The organism is Micromonospora sp. BS32 (assembly GCF_059089345.1).
In genome coordinates this window covers 203,845-221,057 of the sequence record NZ_JBSSHR010000005.1, presented here as the reverse complement: position 1 = coordinate 221,057, position 17,213 = coordinate 203,845, and the positions used below count along the sequence as shown (strand labels likewise).

Below are 17,213 nucleotides of genomic sequence, written 5' to 3'. Positions count from 1 at the left end.
GTCAGAACCCTCCGGGCGGGTCGACCCGGTCACTCTGCGCGGGCTCCTCCGGCTCGGCCACCCAGGCCGAGAAGACCGGCACCCCGTGCCACGGCCCGGTGCCGCCGCCGCGCCGGTCGGTGGTCACCGCGACCACCGCGTACGGGTGGCCGAAGCGCAGCTCCGCGCTGCGTACCACGCCCTCCGGCGCCATGCTGACCAGGGCGAACGCCGCGGTGACGGCGGCCGCCTCGAAGCCGTACCGGCCGTAGCGGGCCATCGCCGCCTGGCGCGCCCGCACGTCCAGCTCCGCCTCGCCGAGCAGCCCGGCCAGCACCCGGGACACCACCGGGAAGCCCAGCGCCGGGGCGGTCAGGTCGTGCTCGTCGGTCGCCGACCAGCAGGGCAGCACGGCGGCGTGCCGCTCCTCCCGGCCGCCGGGCGCCCGGGTGGGCCGCCGCTCCTCCCGCAGCGACCAGAGCGGACCCTCGCCCAGCGGCAGGTCGAACAGCGACCGGCGCCCGGCGGGCTCGGACTGCTCGTCGACCGCCGCCCCGGCCACCTCGTAGGCGGCGGCGAGCACCCGGGCCGCCGGCAGCTCCGGATCGGCGGCCACGGACACCACGACCAGGCCCGCCCCGTCGGCCTGCACCGCCGGCGCCGCGTGCACCGCGACGTCCCCGGCGGCGTCGGTGGCCGCGATCCAGGCCCGGTGCCCACGTTCCGGGGTGCGCAGCGCCTGGCCCAGCCGGCCGGCCCAGGCGCCGCCCGCCCCCAGCGCCGTGGCCGGCACGAGGTCGAACGGGTCGGCCCAGGAGATCCGGGTGGCCAGGGCGCTGGCCAGCGCGAGCACCACCCGGGGCGACACGGTCAGCGCGAACCGTTCGATCAGCCCGAGGGTGTGTTCCCGCGCCCAGGCGTCCAGCGCCGCCTGGCCCGGCAGCGGCCCGGTCGCCGTCGCGTGGGGCAGCCCGGCCCGCCAGTCGGCCAGCGGACCGGCGTCGTACCCGGGCCGGTGCCAGACGGCGCTGGCGGAGGGGACCAGCGGGTGCGGGTGGTCCAGCAGGGCGGCGGCCGTCGCGGCGGCGGTGCCCGCGTCGGTGCCCAGCACGTCGTCGAGCTCCGCGCGGACCGGGCCGGTCGCCGCCGGCGCGGCCAGCGCCAGCAGCAACCAGGCGCCGAGCGGGGAGGCGACGTGGTGCCGGTCGCCGATGGCGGCGTGCAGCCGGGCCGCGTACCGGGCCAGTGGGGCGTACGGGGTCGTCGTCATGCCTCCCACTGTGCCCACCGCCGGCCCGCTCGGCATGTCAGGAGAAGAGTTCGAACGGCTCATCGATCTCCTCGCCGGCCAGGAACGGGGCGAGCAGGCCGGGCAGCCGGCCCGGATAGAACCGTTCCCGACTTGCCACCACCTCCTCGACCGGCCACCAGCGGAACCCGAAGTAGTCCTCCACCTCGTAGTCGAGACGCTCGGCGCCGTCGACGTCCGGGCCGGGCACGTCGAGCCGTACGGTCAGCACCACCTCGTCCTGGACGTGGCGCCGCCAGCGGTGGATGAAGCTGGCCCGGCGTCGCCACCGGGGCGGGCCCAGCCGGTCGGCGGTGACCACGATGCCGGTCTCCTCGCGCAGCTCGCGCAGCGCCGTGTCGGCGTACGTCTCGCCCGGGTCCATCCCGCCGCCGGGCAGTTCCCACCAGGTGCCCAGCCTGGGGTGGTCCGGGTCGCGGGTGTGGAACAGCAGCACCCTGTCGTCCCGGTCGCGCACCACCAGCCGCACGGCGGTGCGGACGACGACGGGCAGGTCGTCGGGGAGGTTGTCGGGCAGCTCGGTCATCGGTCTCCTTCCCGGTGCCCCCGCGGACCTGGACCCGGTGCCGGGGACGGGGCGTGGCGGATCTGTCCGGCGCGGTGGCGGCCGTCCCCGTCGAGGGTCGGCCCACCGGCCTCGCCGACGCCATCCTCGCCTACTCGCCCGGCGGTCTCCGCGCCGATCCGCCGGGCCGGCGGCGGACCTCCGCGTCGCCTCGGCCCTGCCTCGCCGGTTCAGGTGGACGTCGCGTCGATTCTGGCCGCCAGCTCGTGCGGCAGTGGATAGGGACGCTCCGGCGGGAGGGCCGCCGCCGCGGCGGTGTCGTCACCGGCATCGAGCAGCGCGCGGATCTCCCGGGCCCGGGCGGTGAGGTCGGTCAGCCCGACGAGCCACTCGTCGACGTACCGGTCGGCGGTCGCGCCGGAGAGTCCGAGCTGGAGGGACCGGTACGGCAGCGGCGCCAGCCGCAGCGACCGCTCCGGGTCCCACTGCACCCGTACGTCGCTGGTCTTCAGCTCGCGGGCCCAGGTCGCGCGGTCGGCATGCCGTCCCGGCCGGTAACTGCTCGGGCAGGCCCGGCCGAGCGCCTCCTCGAACCCGGCCCGGGTCAGCTCGACCGCGAGGACCCGCTCCTGGCCCGGCTTGCCGGCCCAGCCGCAGCGGTACATCAGCCACCGGAACGACGGCTTGATCCAGGTCATCCGGCCACGCCGGAACGGCGGCACGAACCGTCCCTCGGCCAGCGCGGCCTCCGCGATGTCCGGCGGGTACGCCTGGTAGACCACGATCGCCGTGTCGGTGAAGTCGGCCCGGATCTGCCGCTGGGGGATGTCCACCGCCGGATCCTCGCCGCTGCGCCTCCCGTCGGTCCATCGGTTTGCGCTCCCGGCGCCGTGATCGGCGCGGGGCCGCCGCCCGGCGGTGCCCGGCGGCGGGGCGTTAGGCTGCCCGCCGTGGCAGGTCTGTTGAGGAACGTGGCCGCCCGGCTCGGCCGGGTGACCGGTGGCGCCGGCGCGCAGCAGCGTACCGCCGGTCCGATCCCGGCCCAGGTGGCGCGGCGGCGGCAGGTCAGTGCCCTGCAACGTCGGGAGCTGGCGTACGCCCCCGAGCTGGACGGCCAGGCCGACCCGGGGGAGATCGTCTGGACCTGGGTGCCCTACGAGGACGACCCGAGGCAGGGCAAGGACCGGCCGGTGCTGGTGGTCGGCCGGCAGAGCCGGACGCTGTTCGGGCTGATGCTCTCCAGCCAGGGCGAGCGGGACGGCCAGCGGCACTGGCTGTCGCTCGGCCCGGGGGAGTGGGACCGGGACAGCCGGCCCAGCTGGGTGCGCCTCGACCGGGTCCTCACCATGCGGGAGGACAGCATCCGCCGGGAGGGCGCGGTGCTGGACCGGGGCCGCTTCGACCGGGTCGGTCAGGCGCTGCGCGCCGGCTACGGCTGGCGTTGACCGCCGCAACCGGGTCGCCTCGCGTACCGGCCGGGTGGCATGGTGTGCCGGTGGACGACGCGGGCAGGCAGGTGGCGGACTGGGTCGCCGATGACTTCGGCGTCGACCTCACCACCGTGGAACGGGTGGATCTCGGCGCGGACGAGTCGGCCGAGCTGTGGCGCGGGGTCGCCGATGACGGATCCCGCTGGGCGGTCAAGCTGAGCGGTGGCGGCACGCCGGCGGGGCTGGTCGCCTCGGCGTACCTCGCCGGCCGGGGCGTGCCGGGAATCGCCGCCCCGCTGGCCACCGACGACGGCGCGGCCTGGCGGATCCGCGGCGGGCGCCGGCTGTCGGTGGTGCCGTGGGTCTCCGACCGGCGGGCCCTCGACGGCGGGATGGAGACCGCCCACTGGCGCGCCTTCGGCGAGGTGCTGGCCGCGGTGCACGCCACCGAGGTCGGCGACGACCTGGCCCGGCTGCTGCCGGTCGAGGACCACGCCCACCGGCCGGTCGCCGCAGCCGTCCGGCGGACCGGGCAGCTGGTGGCCGGCCCCGCCGGCGCGGCCGACGAGGTGGCCCGCGACGCCGCCCGCGAGTGGCGGGACGCGGCCGACCTGGTGGCGGCCCTGCTGGCCGAGGCGGACGTGCTCGGTGCCGAGCTGCGCTCCCGGGCGGTCGGCCCGGTGGTGTGTCACGGCGATCCGCACCTGGGCAATCTGATGCTCGGTGCCGGCGGGCGGGTCTGGTTGATCGACTGGGACGACGCGGTGCTCGCCCCGCGGGAACGGGACCTGATGTTCGTCACCGTCGGGGTGCTGGCCTTCGCCCCGGTCACCCCGGTCGAGCGGGCCGCCTTCTTCGCCGGGTACGGCCCGGTCGATCCCGATTCGGTCCGGCTGGCCTACCACCTCACGGTGCGGGCGCTGGACGACCTCTCGAGTTGGACGGCCCAGGCCCTCGACCCCGGCTACGACGACGCGGAGCGGGCCTTCGCGCTGCGGATCGTCCGGGGGCTGCGCTGTCCCGTCGGCCTGGTCACCCTCGCCGCGGCGGCGCTGCGCGACCTCGGTCGGCTCGACCCGTCCACCGCGGGCTGACTCAGCACTCCGCCAGTCGGGTGGCGTGCAGCTGCCGCGGTGGGCGGCGCGCGTCGACCCCCTTGGCCCGGTACATCGCCGCGTCGGCCCGGCACAGTGCCTCGGCGAGCTGGGTCGCACCGGTGACCGGGGCGAGGCCGACGGAGGCGGTGACCCGGACGCTGCGCCCGCCGAGCGGAATGGGCGCGGCCATCGCCTCGCAGAGCCGCCGGGTGGCGTGGTCGATCCAGCGTCGGTCGACCGAGGGGCTGCTGAGCAGGCCGGCGAACTCGTCGCCGCCGAGCCGGGCGACCAGGTTGTCGCCGGCGAAGGCGGCGAGCCGTTGGGCGACGCTGATCAGCACCTGGTCCCCGGCGGCGTGTCCGTAGCGGTCGTTGACCTGCTTGAAATCGTTGAGGTCGAGCACCACGGCGATCAGCGGCGGCCCGCCCGGCTCGGTGAGCAGGGCGGCGGCCAGTCGGTGGAAGGCCCGCCGGTTGGGCAGCCCGGTGAGCGGATCGTGGCTCGCCGCGTGCCGTTCGGCGGCGAGCTCGGCCTGGAGCTGCTCGATCTCGGCCTCGGCCCGCAGGGCGCGTCGGCGCAGCTGCCACACGGAGACGAGGGTCCCCGCCGCGGAGATGCCGGATGCGACGGTCAACGGATCCGGCACGAGCCCTCCCTCGCGGCGTCGGCGCAGGACCGGGCGGGGTGCGGCCGTTGCGCCGCGCCGACCCGTCGTTTTCCCAGGTGGCTGCCCGGGTGGGGTAACCCAAAGTGAACGGATGGGCACCGTGCACGTGCGTTATCATGCTCGCTGTCCGATGCAGATGCAATAGCAGATGCACGTGCAGAATGGCCCGGATCCGTTGTCACGTGGCCCCTGCCGCCGCGGCACCGTCCACTCGCGACGCCGGCGCTCCTCACAGAAAGACGCCTCATGCAGCAGCCTCAGAACGGCGTGCCGACCACCCAGCTACCCCCGCTGCGGTGGCAGAAGAGCCGGCGGAGCAACCCCAGCGGCAACTGCGTCGAGCTGGCCCCACTGCCCGGCGGGGCCGGCATCGCGGTGCGCAACTCGCGGCACCCCGAGGGCCCGGCACTGATCTACACGGTGGACGAGATCGCGGCCTTCGTCCTCGGCGCCCGGGACGGCGACTTCGACCACCTCATCGACTGATCGTCGATCCCGTCCACGGGACCGATCGTCCGTCCGGAGGAGTTCATCTCACCGTCGGTCCATGGCATGCTTACTCGTCGGTCGGGCGGGGGCCTGGCGACCGATCTGACGCGTACGCGGAGGGGCGGCACGTGACGATGGTTTCCGCCGACGGCGGCCCGGCCACCGGGCCGACCGTGCTGCGCATGCTGCTCGGCGCCCAGCTGCGCCGGCTGCGGGAGGCCAGCGGAGTCTCCCGTGAGGGCGCCGGCTGGGAGATCCGGTCCTCCGAATCCAAGATCAGCCGGATGGAGCTGGGCCGGGTCGGTTTCAAGGAGCGTGACGTCGCCGACCTGCTGACCCTCTACGGCGTGACCGCCGCCGACGAGCGCACGGCGCTGCTCAAGCTCGCCCGGGACGCCAACAGCCCCGGCTGGTGGCACCGGTACGGCGACGTGCTGCCCAGCTGGTTCCAGTCGTACCTGGGGCTGGAGGCCGCGGCGGCGATGATCCGCAGCTACGAGGTGCAGTTCGTCCCCGGGCTGCTGCAGACCCCGGAGTACGCCCGGGCGGTCGTCCTGCTCGGGCACCGCGGCGCCTCGGCCGCGGAGATCGAGCGGCGGGTGGAGCTGCGCATGCAGCGCCAGCAGCTGCTCCACCGCGCCGACCCGCCGCAGCTCTGGGCGGTGGTGGACGAGGCCGCCCTGCGCCGACCGATGGGTGGCCCGCAGGTGATGCGCGCGCAGCTCACCGCGCTGATCGAGGCCACCTCGAGCCCGCACGTGCGGGTGCAGGTCATCCCGTTCGACGCCGGTGGGCACGCCGCCGCGAGCGGCGCCTTCACCATCCTGCGGTTCGGCGACGACGACCTGCCGGACATCGTCTACATCGAACAGCTCACCAGCGCGATCTACCTCGACAAGCGCGAGGACCTCGACTACTACGCGGTCGCCATGGAGCGGCTCTGCGTGGAGGCCGCGCCGCCGGAGCGTACGCCCGAGATCCTCACCCGGCTGCGCGATCAGCTCTACCCAGCGTGACGCCTCGCCCGGGGCGACCTCCGGGCCGCGACTGGCCTTACCATGGTCGCGACCGGCGACAGTGGACGGACGCCATCCCGACCGATGGCGCAGAGTCATGGAGGCGACTGTGACCACCGAGGCCCCGGGCACCGCCCACCCGAGCGACCGGATCGACACCTCCGTCGCCCATCCGGCCCGTCGGTACAACTACTGGCTCGGCGGCAAGGACAACTTCCAGGCCGACCGGGACTCCGGCGACGCCATGGCCGCGGCGTTCTCGACCATCCGCACGTCCGCCCTGGAGAACCGGCGCTTCCTCCAGCGTGCGGTCGGCCATCTGGCCCGTGAGGCCGGCATCCGGCAGTTCCTCGACATCGGCACCGGCATCCCGACCGCGAACAACACCCACGAGGTGGCCCAGTCCGTGGCCGCGGAGTCACGGGTGGTCTACGTGGACAACGACCCGATCGTGCTGGCCCACGCGCGGGCGCTGCTGACCAGCTCGGGCGACGGCGCCACCGCATACATCGACGCCGACCTGCGCGACCCGGAGAAGATCCTCACCCACCCGGATCTGCGCGGCACCATCGACCTGTCGCAGCCGGTGGCACTGATGCTGGTGGCCATCCTGCACTTCGTCCCGGACGGCGACGACCCGTACGCGGTGGTCGCCCGCCTGCTCGACGCGCTGCCGCCGGGCAGCTACCTGGCCGCCTCGCACGCCACCCACGACTACCTGCCCCCGCACCTGGCCGAGGAGGCCAGGGCGGCCGCCCGGGGCGGCGGCCCGCACGGCACGATCAACCTGCGCAGCCTGGCCGAGTTCACCCGTTTCTTCGACGGCCTGGAGCTGGTCGAGCCGGGGATCCGCTCGGTCGCCGAGTGGCGGGCCGAGGGCGAGCCGCAGCCGCGTCCGTCGGTGGTCGAGGTGAGCATGTACGGCGGGGTGGCCCGCAAGCCCTGACCCCGCCACGACGGCGGGCCGCACCATGACGGCGTCGGCTCCGGCCGGCGTCGTTCGCCGTCTTCGTCCTCTGTGGTTGACCGCCGACGTCGGCTCCGGCTAATCTCTGAATCGATACAGACTGAATCGATCCAGAAGGGTTGGCGGAGTGAAGTCGAAGCCGACGTTGCAGGACGTGGCGACCGCGGTGGGCGTCTCCCGCAGCACCGTGTCCAACGCCTACTGCCGCCCCGACCAGCTCTCCGCCGCGCTGCGCGCCCGCATCCTGGAGGCCGCCCGGCAGCTCGACTACCCCGGTCCCAACCCGACGGCCCGCTCGCTGCGCCGGGGCGTGGTCGGCGCCATCGGGGTGCTCTTCACCTCGCAGCTGTCGTACGCCTTCACCGACCCGTTCGCCGTCCGGTTCCTGGCCGGCGTGGCCGAGTCCGCCGAGCGGCACGGCACCAGCCTGCTGCTCGTGCCGCTGCCGACCGACCCGACGCAGGCGAGGGTCGCCGTGGAGAACGCCGCGGTCGACGGCTTCTGCGTCTACTGCGCCGACGACGAGAGCTGGGCGCCGGACGTCATCCGGCGGCGCGGCCTGCCCTTCGTCACCACGGCGCCCCGGCCGGACGCCGGCGCGGACCGCTACGTCGGCATCGACGAGCGGGCCGCCGCCCGGGCCGCCGCCGACCATCTGGTGAGCCTCGGCCACCGGCGGGTGGCGCTGCTCGGCGACAGCGTCCGGCCGGACGCCCCGGTCGGTGCACTGCGGCTGTCCAGCGTCGACGACGTCCCGCATCCCACCACCCGCCAGCGGCTGGCCGGCTTCGCCGACGCGCTGGCCGCCGTGGGCGTCGGCTGGGGCGACCTGACACTGCTCAACGCCGCCGGCAACAGCCGGGCCGCCGGCGCGGCGGCGATCGCCGACGTGTTCGTCGGCGACCAGCCGCCGACCGCGGTGCTCGCCTGCTCCGACGTGCTGGCCCTCGGCGTCCTGGACGCCCTGGCCGGCCGGGCCGCCGACGTCTCGGTGACCGGCTTCGACGACGTTCCCGACGCCGCCGCTGCCGGTCTCACCACCGTCCGGCAGCCGGCGGAGGAGAAGGGCCGGATCGCCGCCGCGCTGCTGCTCGACCCGCCCGCGGAACCGGCCGCCGGACACGTCCTGCTCCGCACCGAACTCGTCGTCCGTACGTCCACCCGTCCCGTCCCCAGGAGTTGACCATGGAACAGCCGACCGGTTTCATCCTCGCCCTCGACGCGGTCCACCGGCACGTCAACTCGGCCCGGCCGGACGCGCCGGTCCGCCCCGACCCGCTGCGTCGTGACCGTTTCGCACCGACCCGGCTGGCCGTCGCCGGCGTGCTGCGCCGCCTCGCCAATGTGATGGAACCGGCGGTCGCGCCGGTCCCGCCCTGCCGGCCCTGACCCGCCGCCGCCCGGGTGGTCGGGGCCACTCGGGCGGCTCGCATACCGGGATAATCGCCGACACGCGGGTATCAAAAGGGCACCACGGCTGGTGTCCACCCGGGCGGTCCCGGCAGACTGGGCCACCATGTCGTCGTTCACGCCCACCCTGCGGCTGCACGATCGGTACGTCCTCCGCGAGCGCATCGGCCTCGGCGGGATGGCCGAGGTGTGGCGCGCCGACGATGAGGTCCTGCACCGTCCGGTCGCCGTCAAGGCGCTCGCGACGCCCCTCGTCGCCGACCCGGAGCTGCGCGCCACCATCCAGCGCGAGGCGCGCGCCGCCGCCCGGCTCACCCACCCGCACGTGACCCAGGTGTACGACTACGGCGAGGCGCCGCTGCCCGGCGGCGCCGTCGTGCCGTACCTGGTGATGGAGCTCGTCGAGGGGCGCAGCCTGGCCGACCGTCTCTCCGCCGGCCCGTTGGCCTGGCCGGACGCCGTCCGGACCGCGGGTCAGGTGGCGGCCGCGCTGGCCGCCGCGCACCGGCTCGGCGTGGTGCACCGCGACGTGAAGCCGGCGAACGTGATGCTCACCGAGACCGGCGCCAAGGTGCTCGACTTCGGCATCGCCGCCCTGGCCGGTCCGCGTTCCCCGCTCACCGGCCAGCCCGGCGAGCTGATGATGGGCACACCCGCCTACTTCGCCCCGGAGCGGATGACGCCCGGCCCGCCCAACCCGGCCAGCGACGTGTACGCCCTGGGCGCCCTGCTCTACCGCAGCCTGACCGGCCGAGCCCCGCTGCCCGTGCAGACCTGGGAGGACGCGCTGGAGGTGCACGCCCGGCGGGCCCCGGTGCCGCCGCTGTGCATCCCCGGCCTCCCCGCCGACCTCGCCGCGCTGACCCTGGCCTGCCTGGACGCCGACCCGGGGAGACGGCCCACCGCCGGACAGCTCGCCACCCGGTTCGGCGCCGGCCGCTCGGTCGAGCCGGTCACCTCGGTGCTGCCCACCGTCGCCGGACGGGAACGGGCCGCCGACGCCGGCGAGCCGCACCCGCCGACCCTGATCGACCGCGTCCTGGCGACCGCCCGGCCGGTGGACGCCGTCGAGCTCGGCCCGTCGTACCGGCCGGCCGGCGTGCTCCCGGCGCGGCGGTCGAACCGCCTGCTCGGGGTGCTGGTCGCGGCCGGGCTCGCCCTGATCGTCGGGGTGGTCGGCGTGTTCGCCCTCGACGACGACCCCGCCACCGAACGCACCCCGGCTGCGCCGCTGACCGTGGCGCCGGTGGAGGACGAGCCGGGCACCACCGCGCCGACCCCGACCGCGCCGCTCAGTGCGACCGTCGACCCGACCCCCGCCGCTCCGTCCCGGGGTGAGCGGCCGGCGCCCCGGACGGCCGGTGAGCTCGCCGCCGGTTTCTCCGCGGTGCTCGACGCCGCGGAGAGCGGCGGCGAGCTGGACGGCCGGACCGCCGACCAGCTGCGGGACAAGCTGTACGAACTGGTGGAGGGCAAGCCCAAGGACCGGACCAAGCGGCTGGGTGAACTGACCGACCTCATCACCGAGGGCGTCGCGCGTGACCGGATCGACGACGGCACGGCGGACGACCTGCGCGAGCTGCTGGCCGCCTGGCCCCGTTCGCGGGGAAACGGCTGATCGCGCTCAGACCAGCTCGACCGGGTCGCCGACCCTGACCCGACCACCCCGGGCCACCACCGCGTACGCCCCGACGCACGGCTGCGGGCCGAGGCCGGGCAGCGGCACCACCCGGTTGAGCCGGGCCGGCGCCCGCAGCGCCTCCGGCTCGCCGGGGAGGAGACCGTGGGCGAGCGTGGGCACCGCGCAGCGCGGGGTCGGCGCCAGCACCCGCAGCGTCAGCTCGGCGCCGATCCGCAGCTCGCGCCCCACCCAGTCGTTCTCCACGAAGCCGCCGCCGGCGGACTCGACCACCAGGTTCGGCCGGTAGCGCGCCGGATGTCCGCCCCCACCGGCGGTGCGGATCGCGTCCAGCGTGGCCGAGGCGATCAGGTGGACCGGCGCGAAGTCGACCAGACTGCCCGGCGGGGCGGCCCCGCCCAGCGCACCGGGCGTCGCGGGCACCGTCGCCTCGATCCCGGCCGCCAGCACCGCGTCCGGGTCCGCCCGGTCCAGCACGGCCTCGGCGGGTACGGCGCCGGTCAGCGTCACCGGCCGGCCCAGCAGCGTGGAGAGCGCCTCGTGGACCGACGCGTCCGAGGTGGACAGGGTGGTGCCGTCGGGGAGGAGCAGGCGGCCCACGTCGGGTGCCGCGCCCACCGCCCGGACGGTGAGCAGGCCGCGCCAGAGCCGGGGCTGCTTGGCGCTGGCCACCCGGCCCGTCGCCGGGTCCAGCACGGCCAGCCGCCGGTCGCCGCACAGGCCGCGTTCGTCGACGTCCACCGTGTGCAGTGCCTCGCCCAGCATCGACTTGACCGGGTAGCGGCGCAGCTGGGCGACGCGACCGGTCATCGGTGCGCCACCGATCGGACCAGCGCCGCGGCCTCGGCCAGCCGATCGTCGCCGAGTGGCCCGGCGCCGCGCCGCCGGGCGACGGCCTTGGCCAGCAGTCGCGGCGGCCCGGCCTCCGCCAGGAACGCCGCCAGCAGCGCCCGAGCCGGCCCGGCCAGCGCGGACGTCGGGTCGGTGGCCACCTCGGCGACGATCAGCGCGGTCATCGCCCCGTCCAGCTCCGGTGGACCCTCCGTCGTATCGCGCCAGTCGATCACCGCCGGACCGTCGGCGGTCAGCAGGACGTTGCCCGGGTGCAGATCGAGGTGCAGCACCCGCACGGCCGGATCGGGTGAGCGCCGGGCCGGCAGGGCGTGCAGTCGTCGGTGCAGGTCCGCGAGGATCCGCGCGCCGGAGCGGGCATCAGCGGCGCCGCCGATGAACGCCTCGGTGAGCGTCGGGCCGGCGAGCCGGGTCAACTCCAACTCCGGGCCGTCGGCGCGGAACACCTCGGGCACCGGGTACCCGTGGCCGCGCAGGTACCTCATCACCTCCGCCTCGGTCCGCACGTCGCCGCCGTCGCGGTAGCGGCGCAGCACCCGGTGGTCGCCGAGGGCGTACACGTCGGCGGTCCGGCCGGAGGCCAGCGGGAGATCAACGCTCACCGTCCCACGGTAGTTGCGGTGAACGAGTCAGCGCAGCCCCGCCCGAACCAGCTCACCGGCGCCGGCGCCCGCCCGCGCCACCGGTGTCCCGTCCGGATCCCACACCGCGGAGCGGCCGGCGGTCCGCGGGTAGGCCGGACCGGCCGGGCCGGCGAAACTCGCCATCGCCACCCAGATGCCGTGGTCGGCGGCGATGCGGCGGGCCCGCTGCTCCGGTACGGCCGCGTCCGCCGGCGCCTCCACCACCCCGGCCAGGTAGCCGTCGACGCCGAGCGCCGCGGTCCGCGCCGCGTGCTCGGGCACGCCGGTGTCCTTGCAGATGGCCAGGCCCAGGCGCCAGCCGTCGAGCGCCAGCACCGCCGGCTCGCGGCCCGCGACGAACCGTTCCGGCTCCGCCCCGCCCAGGAACATCTTCCGGTACGCCACCCGCGCGCCGGCCCCGTCGACCACGAGCATCCCCAGGTACGCCGCCCCGGCGTCGTCCCCGACGGGCGCCCCGACCAGGGCGGTGGCCTCGGCGTCGGCGCACGCCCGGACCAGTGGCGCGAGGCGTGGATCGGCCGGGTCCACTGTGGGCAGGTCGAGGTCGTACCCGGTCAGCGAGAGTTCGGGGAAGAGCACCAGCCGGGCCTCGGCGGCGCGGACGGCGGCCGCGTGCGCGAGCGCGTTGGCGGCAACGTCCCCCGGTACGCAGGCCGGCTGGGCGACCGCGAGGGTCAGCGGCGTACGCATCCGTTCCTCCCGGTGTCACGGCGAAGCATAGGGCGGGTGTCGTGGTCGATCTTCGTGTCGCCTCGAAACTTTGTCGAGTGATCAGAGGCTCCCTGGCGCTCAGCCCGCGCACGGTCGTGTCCGCAGCCGAACCGTCCTCCGAGGGTCCGGTCGGGTATGTCACTGGCCTGGTGGAACGGCTCGGCGGTCCGGGGGCGGGGCTGGCGGTGGCGCTGGAGAACCTCTTCCCGCCGATTCCCAGCGAGGTGATCCTGCCGCTGGCCGGCTTCACCGCCGCGCAGGGCCGGATCAGCCTGGTCGGGCGATCTTCTGGACCACTCTCGGCTCGGTGCTCGGTGCTCGGTGCTCGGTGCTCGGCGCCTGGGTGCTCTACCTGATCGGCGCGGCGCTGGGCCGGGACCGGATGCGCGCCGTCGTGGCCCGCCTGCCGCTGGTGAAGCTGAGCGACGTCGACCGGACCGAGGCGTGGTTTCTCAGGCACGGCGTCAAGGCGGTGTTCTTCGGCCGGATGATCCCGATCTTCCGCAGCCTCATCTCCATCCCCGCCGGGAACGGATGCCGATGGCCACCTTCCTGCTCTACACCACGCTGGGCAGCCTGATCTGGAACACCACCTTCGTCCTGGCCGGCTATCTGCTGGGCGACAACTGGCACGTCGTCGAGGGGTACGTCGGGTCGTTCCAGAAGGTCGTCATCGTCGCCTGCGTGGCGGCCGCCGGCTGGTTCGTGTTCACCCGGGTCCGCCGGGCCCGCGCCGCCGCTGGCGGCCCCACGACGCCACTGGCGACCGGGGAGCAGCGGAAGTACCGGGGCACCCTCTACCGCGGCGGCATCTGGGAGCGCGACCGACCCTGACGTCGTCGCCCGACCCCGCTCCGGAAGCCGGAGTAAGCGGACAGCCGCCCCCGCCCGGCCACCCCCTCCACTAAATTGTTGATCAAGAGGTTTGGGCACGCTGTGACGCCCGATGAGTGCGCAAACTTCTTGATCAACGGGGTGTTCGGTGGCGCGTTCGGCCGGGGAGACGGGGCGCGCGGGTGTCGGGTTGGCGGGTGAGTGGTGACGGTGGGTTGGTTGTCCGGTTCGGGGTCTGTGACGCGTCCTGTCGGTGCGCCGCGGGTTCGCGTGGCTGTTCGGGCTGCAGGGAGGGCGGTGGCTTGGCCGGGTGCCGGGTCTGTGCCGGCCTGGCCCTGAGGTCCCGTGACCGGCGGCACCCTGAGCCCGGAATCGTGGCCGGCCCGGGGTCGTTACACATCCCGTACGACCGCAGTACCAGCCCCCTCCGGCCCGCCCGGATGGATACGGTGGCCCCGGAATGACGGCGGGCCGGCGGTCGTTACATCCTCTGCACGACCGCACTAGCAGCCCCTCCCGGCCTGGCCGGATGGATGGCCAAGCCCCGGAATGATGGCGGGCCGGCGGTCGTTACACATGGTCCCGGCGCCCGAGCCCCCGCTCGTGAAGCCAGCCGGACGAAGACTTTCCCCTGTGCTTTGAGCGCCCCTGTTCGTGGTGCTTGCCCGCCCGTGACCGTCCCCCTGGTTCGGGTTGGGCCAACCCCCGAAGGAGCTTCTCTGATGAAGACCACCATGCTGCGTAAGAGTGTTCTGGGTATCGCTGGTCTGGCCTTCGCCGGTGGCGTGTTCGCCGGTCCGATGGCCGAGGCGCACGCCGCCCCGGCGGTGGACGCCAAGCCCGTCGCGGTGGCCGTGCAGGCCGACAAGCCGGGCGTGGACAAGGCCAAGCTGATCCCGCACGGTGTGCAGGGCGCCCAGTCGCGCATCGACCTGAACGATGAGCAGACCGCGAACGTGAAGGCGATCATCGCCGGGACGAAGAAGTCGGGTCTGGACGAGCGGGCCGCGGTCATCTCCATCGCCACCAGCCTGCAGGAGTCGAAGCTGGAGAACCTGGGCCACCTCGGCGACCGTAACGACCACGACTCGCTGGGCCTGTTCCAGCAGCGCCCGTCCTCGGGTTGGGGCAGCCCGGAGCAGATCACCGACCCGATCTACTCCACGATGGCCTTCCAGAAGGGCCTCAAGCAGATCGACGGCTGGCAGGACATGCCGCTGACCGAAGCCGCCCAGACCGTGCAGGTCTCCGCCTACCCGGACGCCTACGCCCAGTGGGAGCAGCAGGCCGCCGACCTCGTCGCCAAGCACTGGAACAGCTGACCCCGATAAGCGAACGCTGGCCGGCACCCCTCACGGGGTGCCGGCCAGCGGCATATCCGAATCCTGGACGGCTACGGTCCCCAGCTGACGGCAAACCGTCCAAGATTTCCCCACCTCCGCCCTCCCACCCGCGTTGATCATGAGGTTGACGGCAGCGGAGGAGATCCACACCGCCGGTAACCCCATGATCAACGGGTGGGTCAGGGGCGGGAAGCGCGAGGCCAGGGGCGAGGGCGGAGGCGTGCGAGGCCAGGAGCGGGCGCGCCAGGGCAGGCGCGGGGCGCGCCGGCCAGAAGGGCGCGCGGGGGAGCGCCTGGGGTGGTGGGCGTGGGGAACTGATCCGTTGGGGCGTCGGGTACGTACTTCCGGCGGGGGGACCGCGGAAGGGGAACACCATGGCGGAGCCGGGCCGGCGGCACGGGGCGACGGCGGGGGAGCAGCGACCGGAGCCGGTCGTCGAGGTGTCGGGCGAACCGGTCGACGGGCTCGGGCCGTACCGGCCGTCCTGGCCGCGTGGGGCCCGGCTGCTGGCCGCGGCGGCGGTCCTGGTTGTGGGGCTGGGCGCGGTCGCGGTGGTCGCCACGCTGGCCAACCCGGACCGGCTCGGGGTCGCCTTCTCCGGTGGCCGCGGCGGGCTGCCCAGCGACACCGTCGGCGCGGAACCGGGCGGGGCGGGCGCGGCCGAGCCGGCCGCCGAGCGGATCGGGACCGCCCCGGTCGCCGGCCGCCGCCGGGCCACCTTCGAGCTGGTCGACGGGGTCACCGCGGTACGGCTGCGGACCGACGACCTCGGCGACGAGCTGTACCGGATCAGCGCGCCGGTGGACTCCGGCGTGCTGCCGCGGCCGGAGGTGCTCGGAGACCGGGTGCAGCTGCGGGTGGAGAAGAGCGACCGGCCCGGGCGGGACGCCGTGGACGTGGTCCTCAACTCCCGGCTGGTCTGGCGGCTGCGCCTGGTCGGCGGGGCCAGCGAACACCTGCTCGACCTGACCGGCGCCCGGCTCGCCGGGGTGGAGCTGATCGGCGGCGCCACCCGGGTCGACCTGCGGCTGCCCGAGGTGACCGGCACCCTGACGGTGCGAATGAGCGGCGGCGTGAACCAGTTGGCTGTCCGCGCGCCGGGCAGCCCGCCGGTCCGGATCCGCGCCGCCTCCGGCGCCGGTGGCATCACGCTGTACGGCGACCGCCGGGACGGCGTCGCCGCCGGTCAGCTGATCGGCTCACCGAACTGGGACCGCTCGGTCGCGCGGATCTACCTCGACCTGGTCGCCGGCGCGAACACCGTCACCGTCGCCCGGGACTGAGCCGGACCCGACCGGGGGGTCGGGAGGGGGTCGCGCGGCATAGAGTCGGGCGGTGGACCGTACCGAATCGCTGCCGGCGCAGACCCGACCACCCGGCGTGGCGCCGGTCGACCCGGGCAGCGTGCTGTTGCCCGGGCATGACGTTCCGCTGGGCCGCTACACCACCGTGCGGCGGCTGTTGCCGCAGCGCCAGCGGCGGATGGTGGGGGCGTGGTGCTTCGTGGACCACTTCGGCCCCGACGACGTGGCCGAGCGGCCCGGCATGGAGGTGCCGCCGCACCCGCACAGCGGCCTGCAGACCGTGACCTGGCTGGTGGACGGCGAGATCGTGCACCGGGACAGCCTCGGCAACGTCCAGCCGATCCGGCCCGGCCAGCTCAACGTGATGACCTCCGGCCACGGCATCGCCCACTCCGAGCGGTCGCCGGCGACCCGCCCGCCGCTGATGCACGGCCTCCAGCTCTGGGTGGCCCTGCCGGACCCGGCGCGGGCCGGCGCGGCGGACTTCGCCCACCATGCCGACCTGCCCCGGTGGTCCGACGGCGACTGGGATGTCACCCTCCTCGTCGGGGAGCTCGCCGGCGAGCGGTCCCCGGCCGTGGTGCACACCCCGCTGCTCGGTGCGCAGCTCGAGGCCCGCGGGCCGGCGCCGGCCACGCTGCGGCTGCGCCCCGACTTCGAGTACGCGCTGCTGGCGATGTCCGGCGCGGCGAGGATGGGGGGCCATTCCCTGGCCCCCGGCGCGCTGCTCTACCTGGGCGCCGGGCGGGACCTTGTGGAGCTGACCGCCGAGGCGGGCACCCGCCTGATGCTGCTCGGCGGTGAGCCGTTCGACGAGCCGCTGGTCATGTGGTGGAACTTCGTCGGCCGCTCGCACGAGGAGGTGGTCGCGGCGCGGGAGGAGTGGATGGCCGGTCGCCGCTTCGGCGTGGTCGCCGACGACGACGCGCCGCCGCTGCCCGCCCCCGAGCTGCCGACCACCCGGCTGAAGGCCCGCGACCGGCGCGGCGGCTTCCGCGGCTGAGCAGGCGTGCTCGC

18 protein-coding genes and 1 pseudogene are annotated in these 17,213 nt (G+C 75.1%); 12 read left to right on the top strand and 7 right to left on the bottom strand.

Going from position 1 to position 17,213, the window contains the following annotated elements; genetic code table 11:
- Position 1: 1 nt before the first annotated feature.
- The 3 genes from AC5RWQ_RS10775 to AC5RWQ_RS10765 form a co-directional block, all read right to left on the bottom strand.
- Positions 2–1,249, bottom strand: coding sequence for a hypothetical protein (locus tag AC5RWQ_RS10775; protein ID WP_494282584.1), 1,248 nt, complete (start codon positions 1,247–1,249; stop codon positions 2–4).
- 37 nt (positions 1,250–1,286) lie between these two features.
- Complete coding sequence (locus AC5RWQ_RS10770; RefSeq protein WP_494282583.1) at positions 1,287–1,814, bottom strand: NUDIX hydrolase; 528 nt, start codon at positions 1,812–1,814, stop codon at positions 1,287–1,289.
- Between the two features lie 209 nt (positions 1,815–2,023).
- A complete protein-coding gene (locus AC5RWQ_RS10765; RefSeq protein WP_494282582.1) occupies positions 2,024–2,626 on the bottom strand; it encodes a DUF4291 domain-containing protein in 603 nt (200 codons plus the stop codon).
- Between the two features lie 117 nt (positions 2,627–2,743).
- Between AC5RWQ_RS10765 and AC5RWQ_RS10760 the strand changes: the two genes are divergently transcribed.
- Together AC5RWQ_RS10760 and AC5RWQ_RS10755 are read left to right on the top strand one after the other, a co-directional pair.
- The gene (locus tag AC5RWQ_RS10760; protein ID WP_494282581.1) at positions 2,744–3,238 is read left to right on the top strand and encodes a type II toxin-antitoxin system PemK/MazF family toxin; all 495 of its coding nucleotides are present in this window, start codon (positions 2,744–2,746) and stop codon (positions 3,236–3,238) included.
- Positions 3,239–3,288: 50 nt separating this feature from the next.
- Positions 3,289–4,317, top strand: a complete 1,029-nt coding sequence (locus AC5RWQ_RS10755; RefSeq protein ID WP_494282580.1) for a phosphotransferase — start codon at positions 3,289–3,291, stop codon at positions 4,315–4,317.
- Position 4,318: 1 nt separating this feature from the next.
- On the opposite strand, the gene AC5RWQ_RS10750 is transcribed toward AC5RWQ_RS10755, so the two are convergent.
- Entirely contained in the window at positions 4,319–4,966 is a 648-nt protein-coding gene (locus AC5RWQ_RS10750) for a GGDEF domain-containing protein (RefSeq protein WP_494282579.1), read from the bottom strand.
- 267 nt (positions 4,967–5,233) lie between these two features.
- Between AC5RWQ_RS10750 and AC5RWQ_RS10745 the strand changes: the two genes are divergently transcribed.
- From AC5RWQ_RS10745 to AC5RWQ_RS10720, 6 genes are all read left to right on the top strand, one after another.
- Positions 5,234–5,473 carry a DUF397 domain-containing protein gene (locus AC5RWQ_RS10745; RefSeq protein WP_334490441.1) on the top strand — a complete coding sequence of 80 codons (240 nt, stop codon included), beginning with the start codon at positions 5,234–5,236 and terminating at the stop codon, positions 5,471–5,473.
- Positions 5,474–5,610: 137 nt separating this feature from the next.
- Positions 5,611–6,492, top strand: coding sequence for a Sco1979 family transcriptional regulator (locus AC5RWQ_RS10740; protein WP_494282716.1), 882 nt, complete (start codon positions 5,611–5,613; stop codon positions 6,490–6,492).
- Positions 6,493–6,589: 97 nt separating this feature from the next.
- Positions 6,590–7,438: an SAM-dependent methyltransferase gene (locus tag AC5RWQ_RS10735; protein WP_494282578.1), complete on the top strand. Its 849-nt coding sequence runs from the start codon at positions 6,590–6,592 to the stop codon at positions 7,436–7,438.
- A 148-nt stretch (positions 7,439–7,586) separates the two neighbouring features.
- Entirely contained in the window at positions 7,587–8,642 is a 1,056-nt protein-coding gene (locus AC5RWQ_RS10730; RefSeq protein ID WP_494282577.1) for a LacI family DNA-binding transcriptional regulator, read from the top strand.
- 2 nt (positions 8,643–8,644) lie between these two features.
- On the top strand, positions 8,645–8,848 hold the full coding sequence (locus AC5RWQ_RS10725; RefSeq protein ID WP_494282576.1) for a hypothetical protein: 204 nt from the start codon (positions 8,645–8,647) through the stop codon (positions 8,846–8,848).
- Positions 8,849–8,975: 127 nt separating this feature from the next.
- The gene (locus AC5RWQ_RS10720) at positions 8,976–10,487 is read left to right on the top strand and encodes a serine/threonine-protein kinase (RefSeq protein WP_494282575.1); all 1,512 of its coding nucleotides are present in this window, start codon (positions 8,976–8,978) and stop codon (positions 10,485–10,487) included.
- A 6-nt stretch (positions 10,488–10,493) separates the two neighbouring features.
- Here AC5RWQ_RS10720 and AC5RWQ_RS10715 read toward each other — a convergent pair whose 3' ends face one another.
- Genes AC5RWQ_RS10715 through AC5RWQ_RS10705 form a run of 3 tightly spaced genes read right to left on the bottom strand, consistent with a single transcriptional unit; the run spans position 10,494 to position 12,694 of the window.
- Positions 10,494–11,318 carry an MOSC domain-containing protein gene (locus AC5RWQ_RS10715; RefSeq protein ID WP_494282574.1) on the bottom strand — a complete coding sequence of 275 codons (825 nt, stop codon included), beginning with the start codon at positions 11,316–11,318 and terminating at the stop codon, positions 10,494–10,496.
- Positions 11,315–11,962 (bottom strand): phosphotransferase, encoded by a 648-nt coding sequence (locus tag AC5RWQ_RS10710; protein ID WP_494282573.1) that lies wholly within the window; start codon positions 11,960–11,962, stop codon positions 11,315–11,317. The genes AC5RWQ_RS10715 and AC5RWQ_RS10710 overlap by 4 nt, the downstream gene beginning before the upstream one ends.
- Positions 11,963–11,989: 27 nt before the next feature.
- Positions 11,990–12,694 (bottom strand): carbon-nitrogen hydrolase family protein, encoded by a 705-nt coding sequence (locus AC5RWQ_RS10705; protein WP_494282572.1) that lies wholly within the window; start codon positions 12,692–12,694, stop codon positions 11,990–11,992.
- Positions 12,695–12,771: 77 nt separating this feature from the next.
- Here AC5RWQ_RS10705 and AC5RWQ_RS10700 point away from each other — a divergent pair.
- The 4 genes and pseudogenes from AC5RWQ_RS10700 (at position 12,772) to AC5RWQ_RS10685 (ending at position 17,199) form a co-directional block, all read left to right on the top strand.
- A pseudogene (locus AC5RWQ_RS10700) lies at positions 12,772–13,549 on the top strand (DedA family protein).
- Between the two features lie 722 nt (positions 13,550–14,271).
- Positions 14,272–14,871: a hypothetical protein gene (locus tag AC5RWQ_RS10695; RefSeq protein ID WP_494282571.1), complete on the top strand. Its 600-nt coding sequence runs from the start codon at positions 14,272–14,274 to the stop codon at positions 14,869–14,871.
- Between the two features lie 395 nt (positions 14,872–15,266).
- The gene (locus tag AC5RWQ_RS10690) at positions 15,267–16,175 is read left to right on the top strand and encodes a hypothetical protein (protein WP_494282570.1); all 909 of its coding nucleotides are present in this window, start codon (positions 15,267–15,269) and stop codon (positions 16,173–16,175) included.
- A 52-nt stretch (positions 16,176–16,227) separates the two neighbouring features.
- Positions 16,228–17,199: a pirin family protein gene (locus AC5RWQ_RS10685; RefSeq protein ID WP_494282569.1), complete on the top strand. Its 972-nt coding sequence runs from the start codon at positions 16,228–16,230 to the stop codon at positions 17,197–17,199.
- The last annotated feature ends 14 nt before the right edge of the window (positions 17,200–17,213 follow it).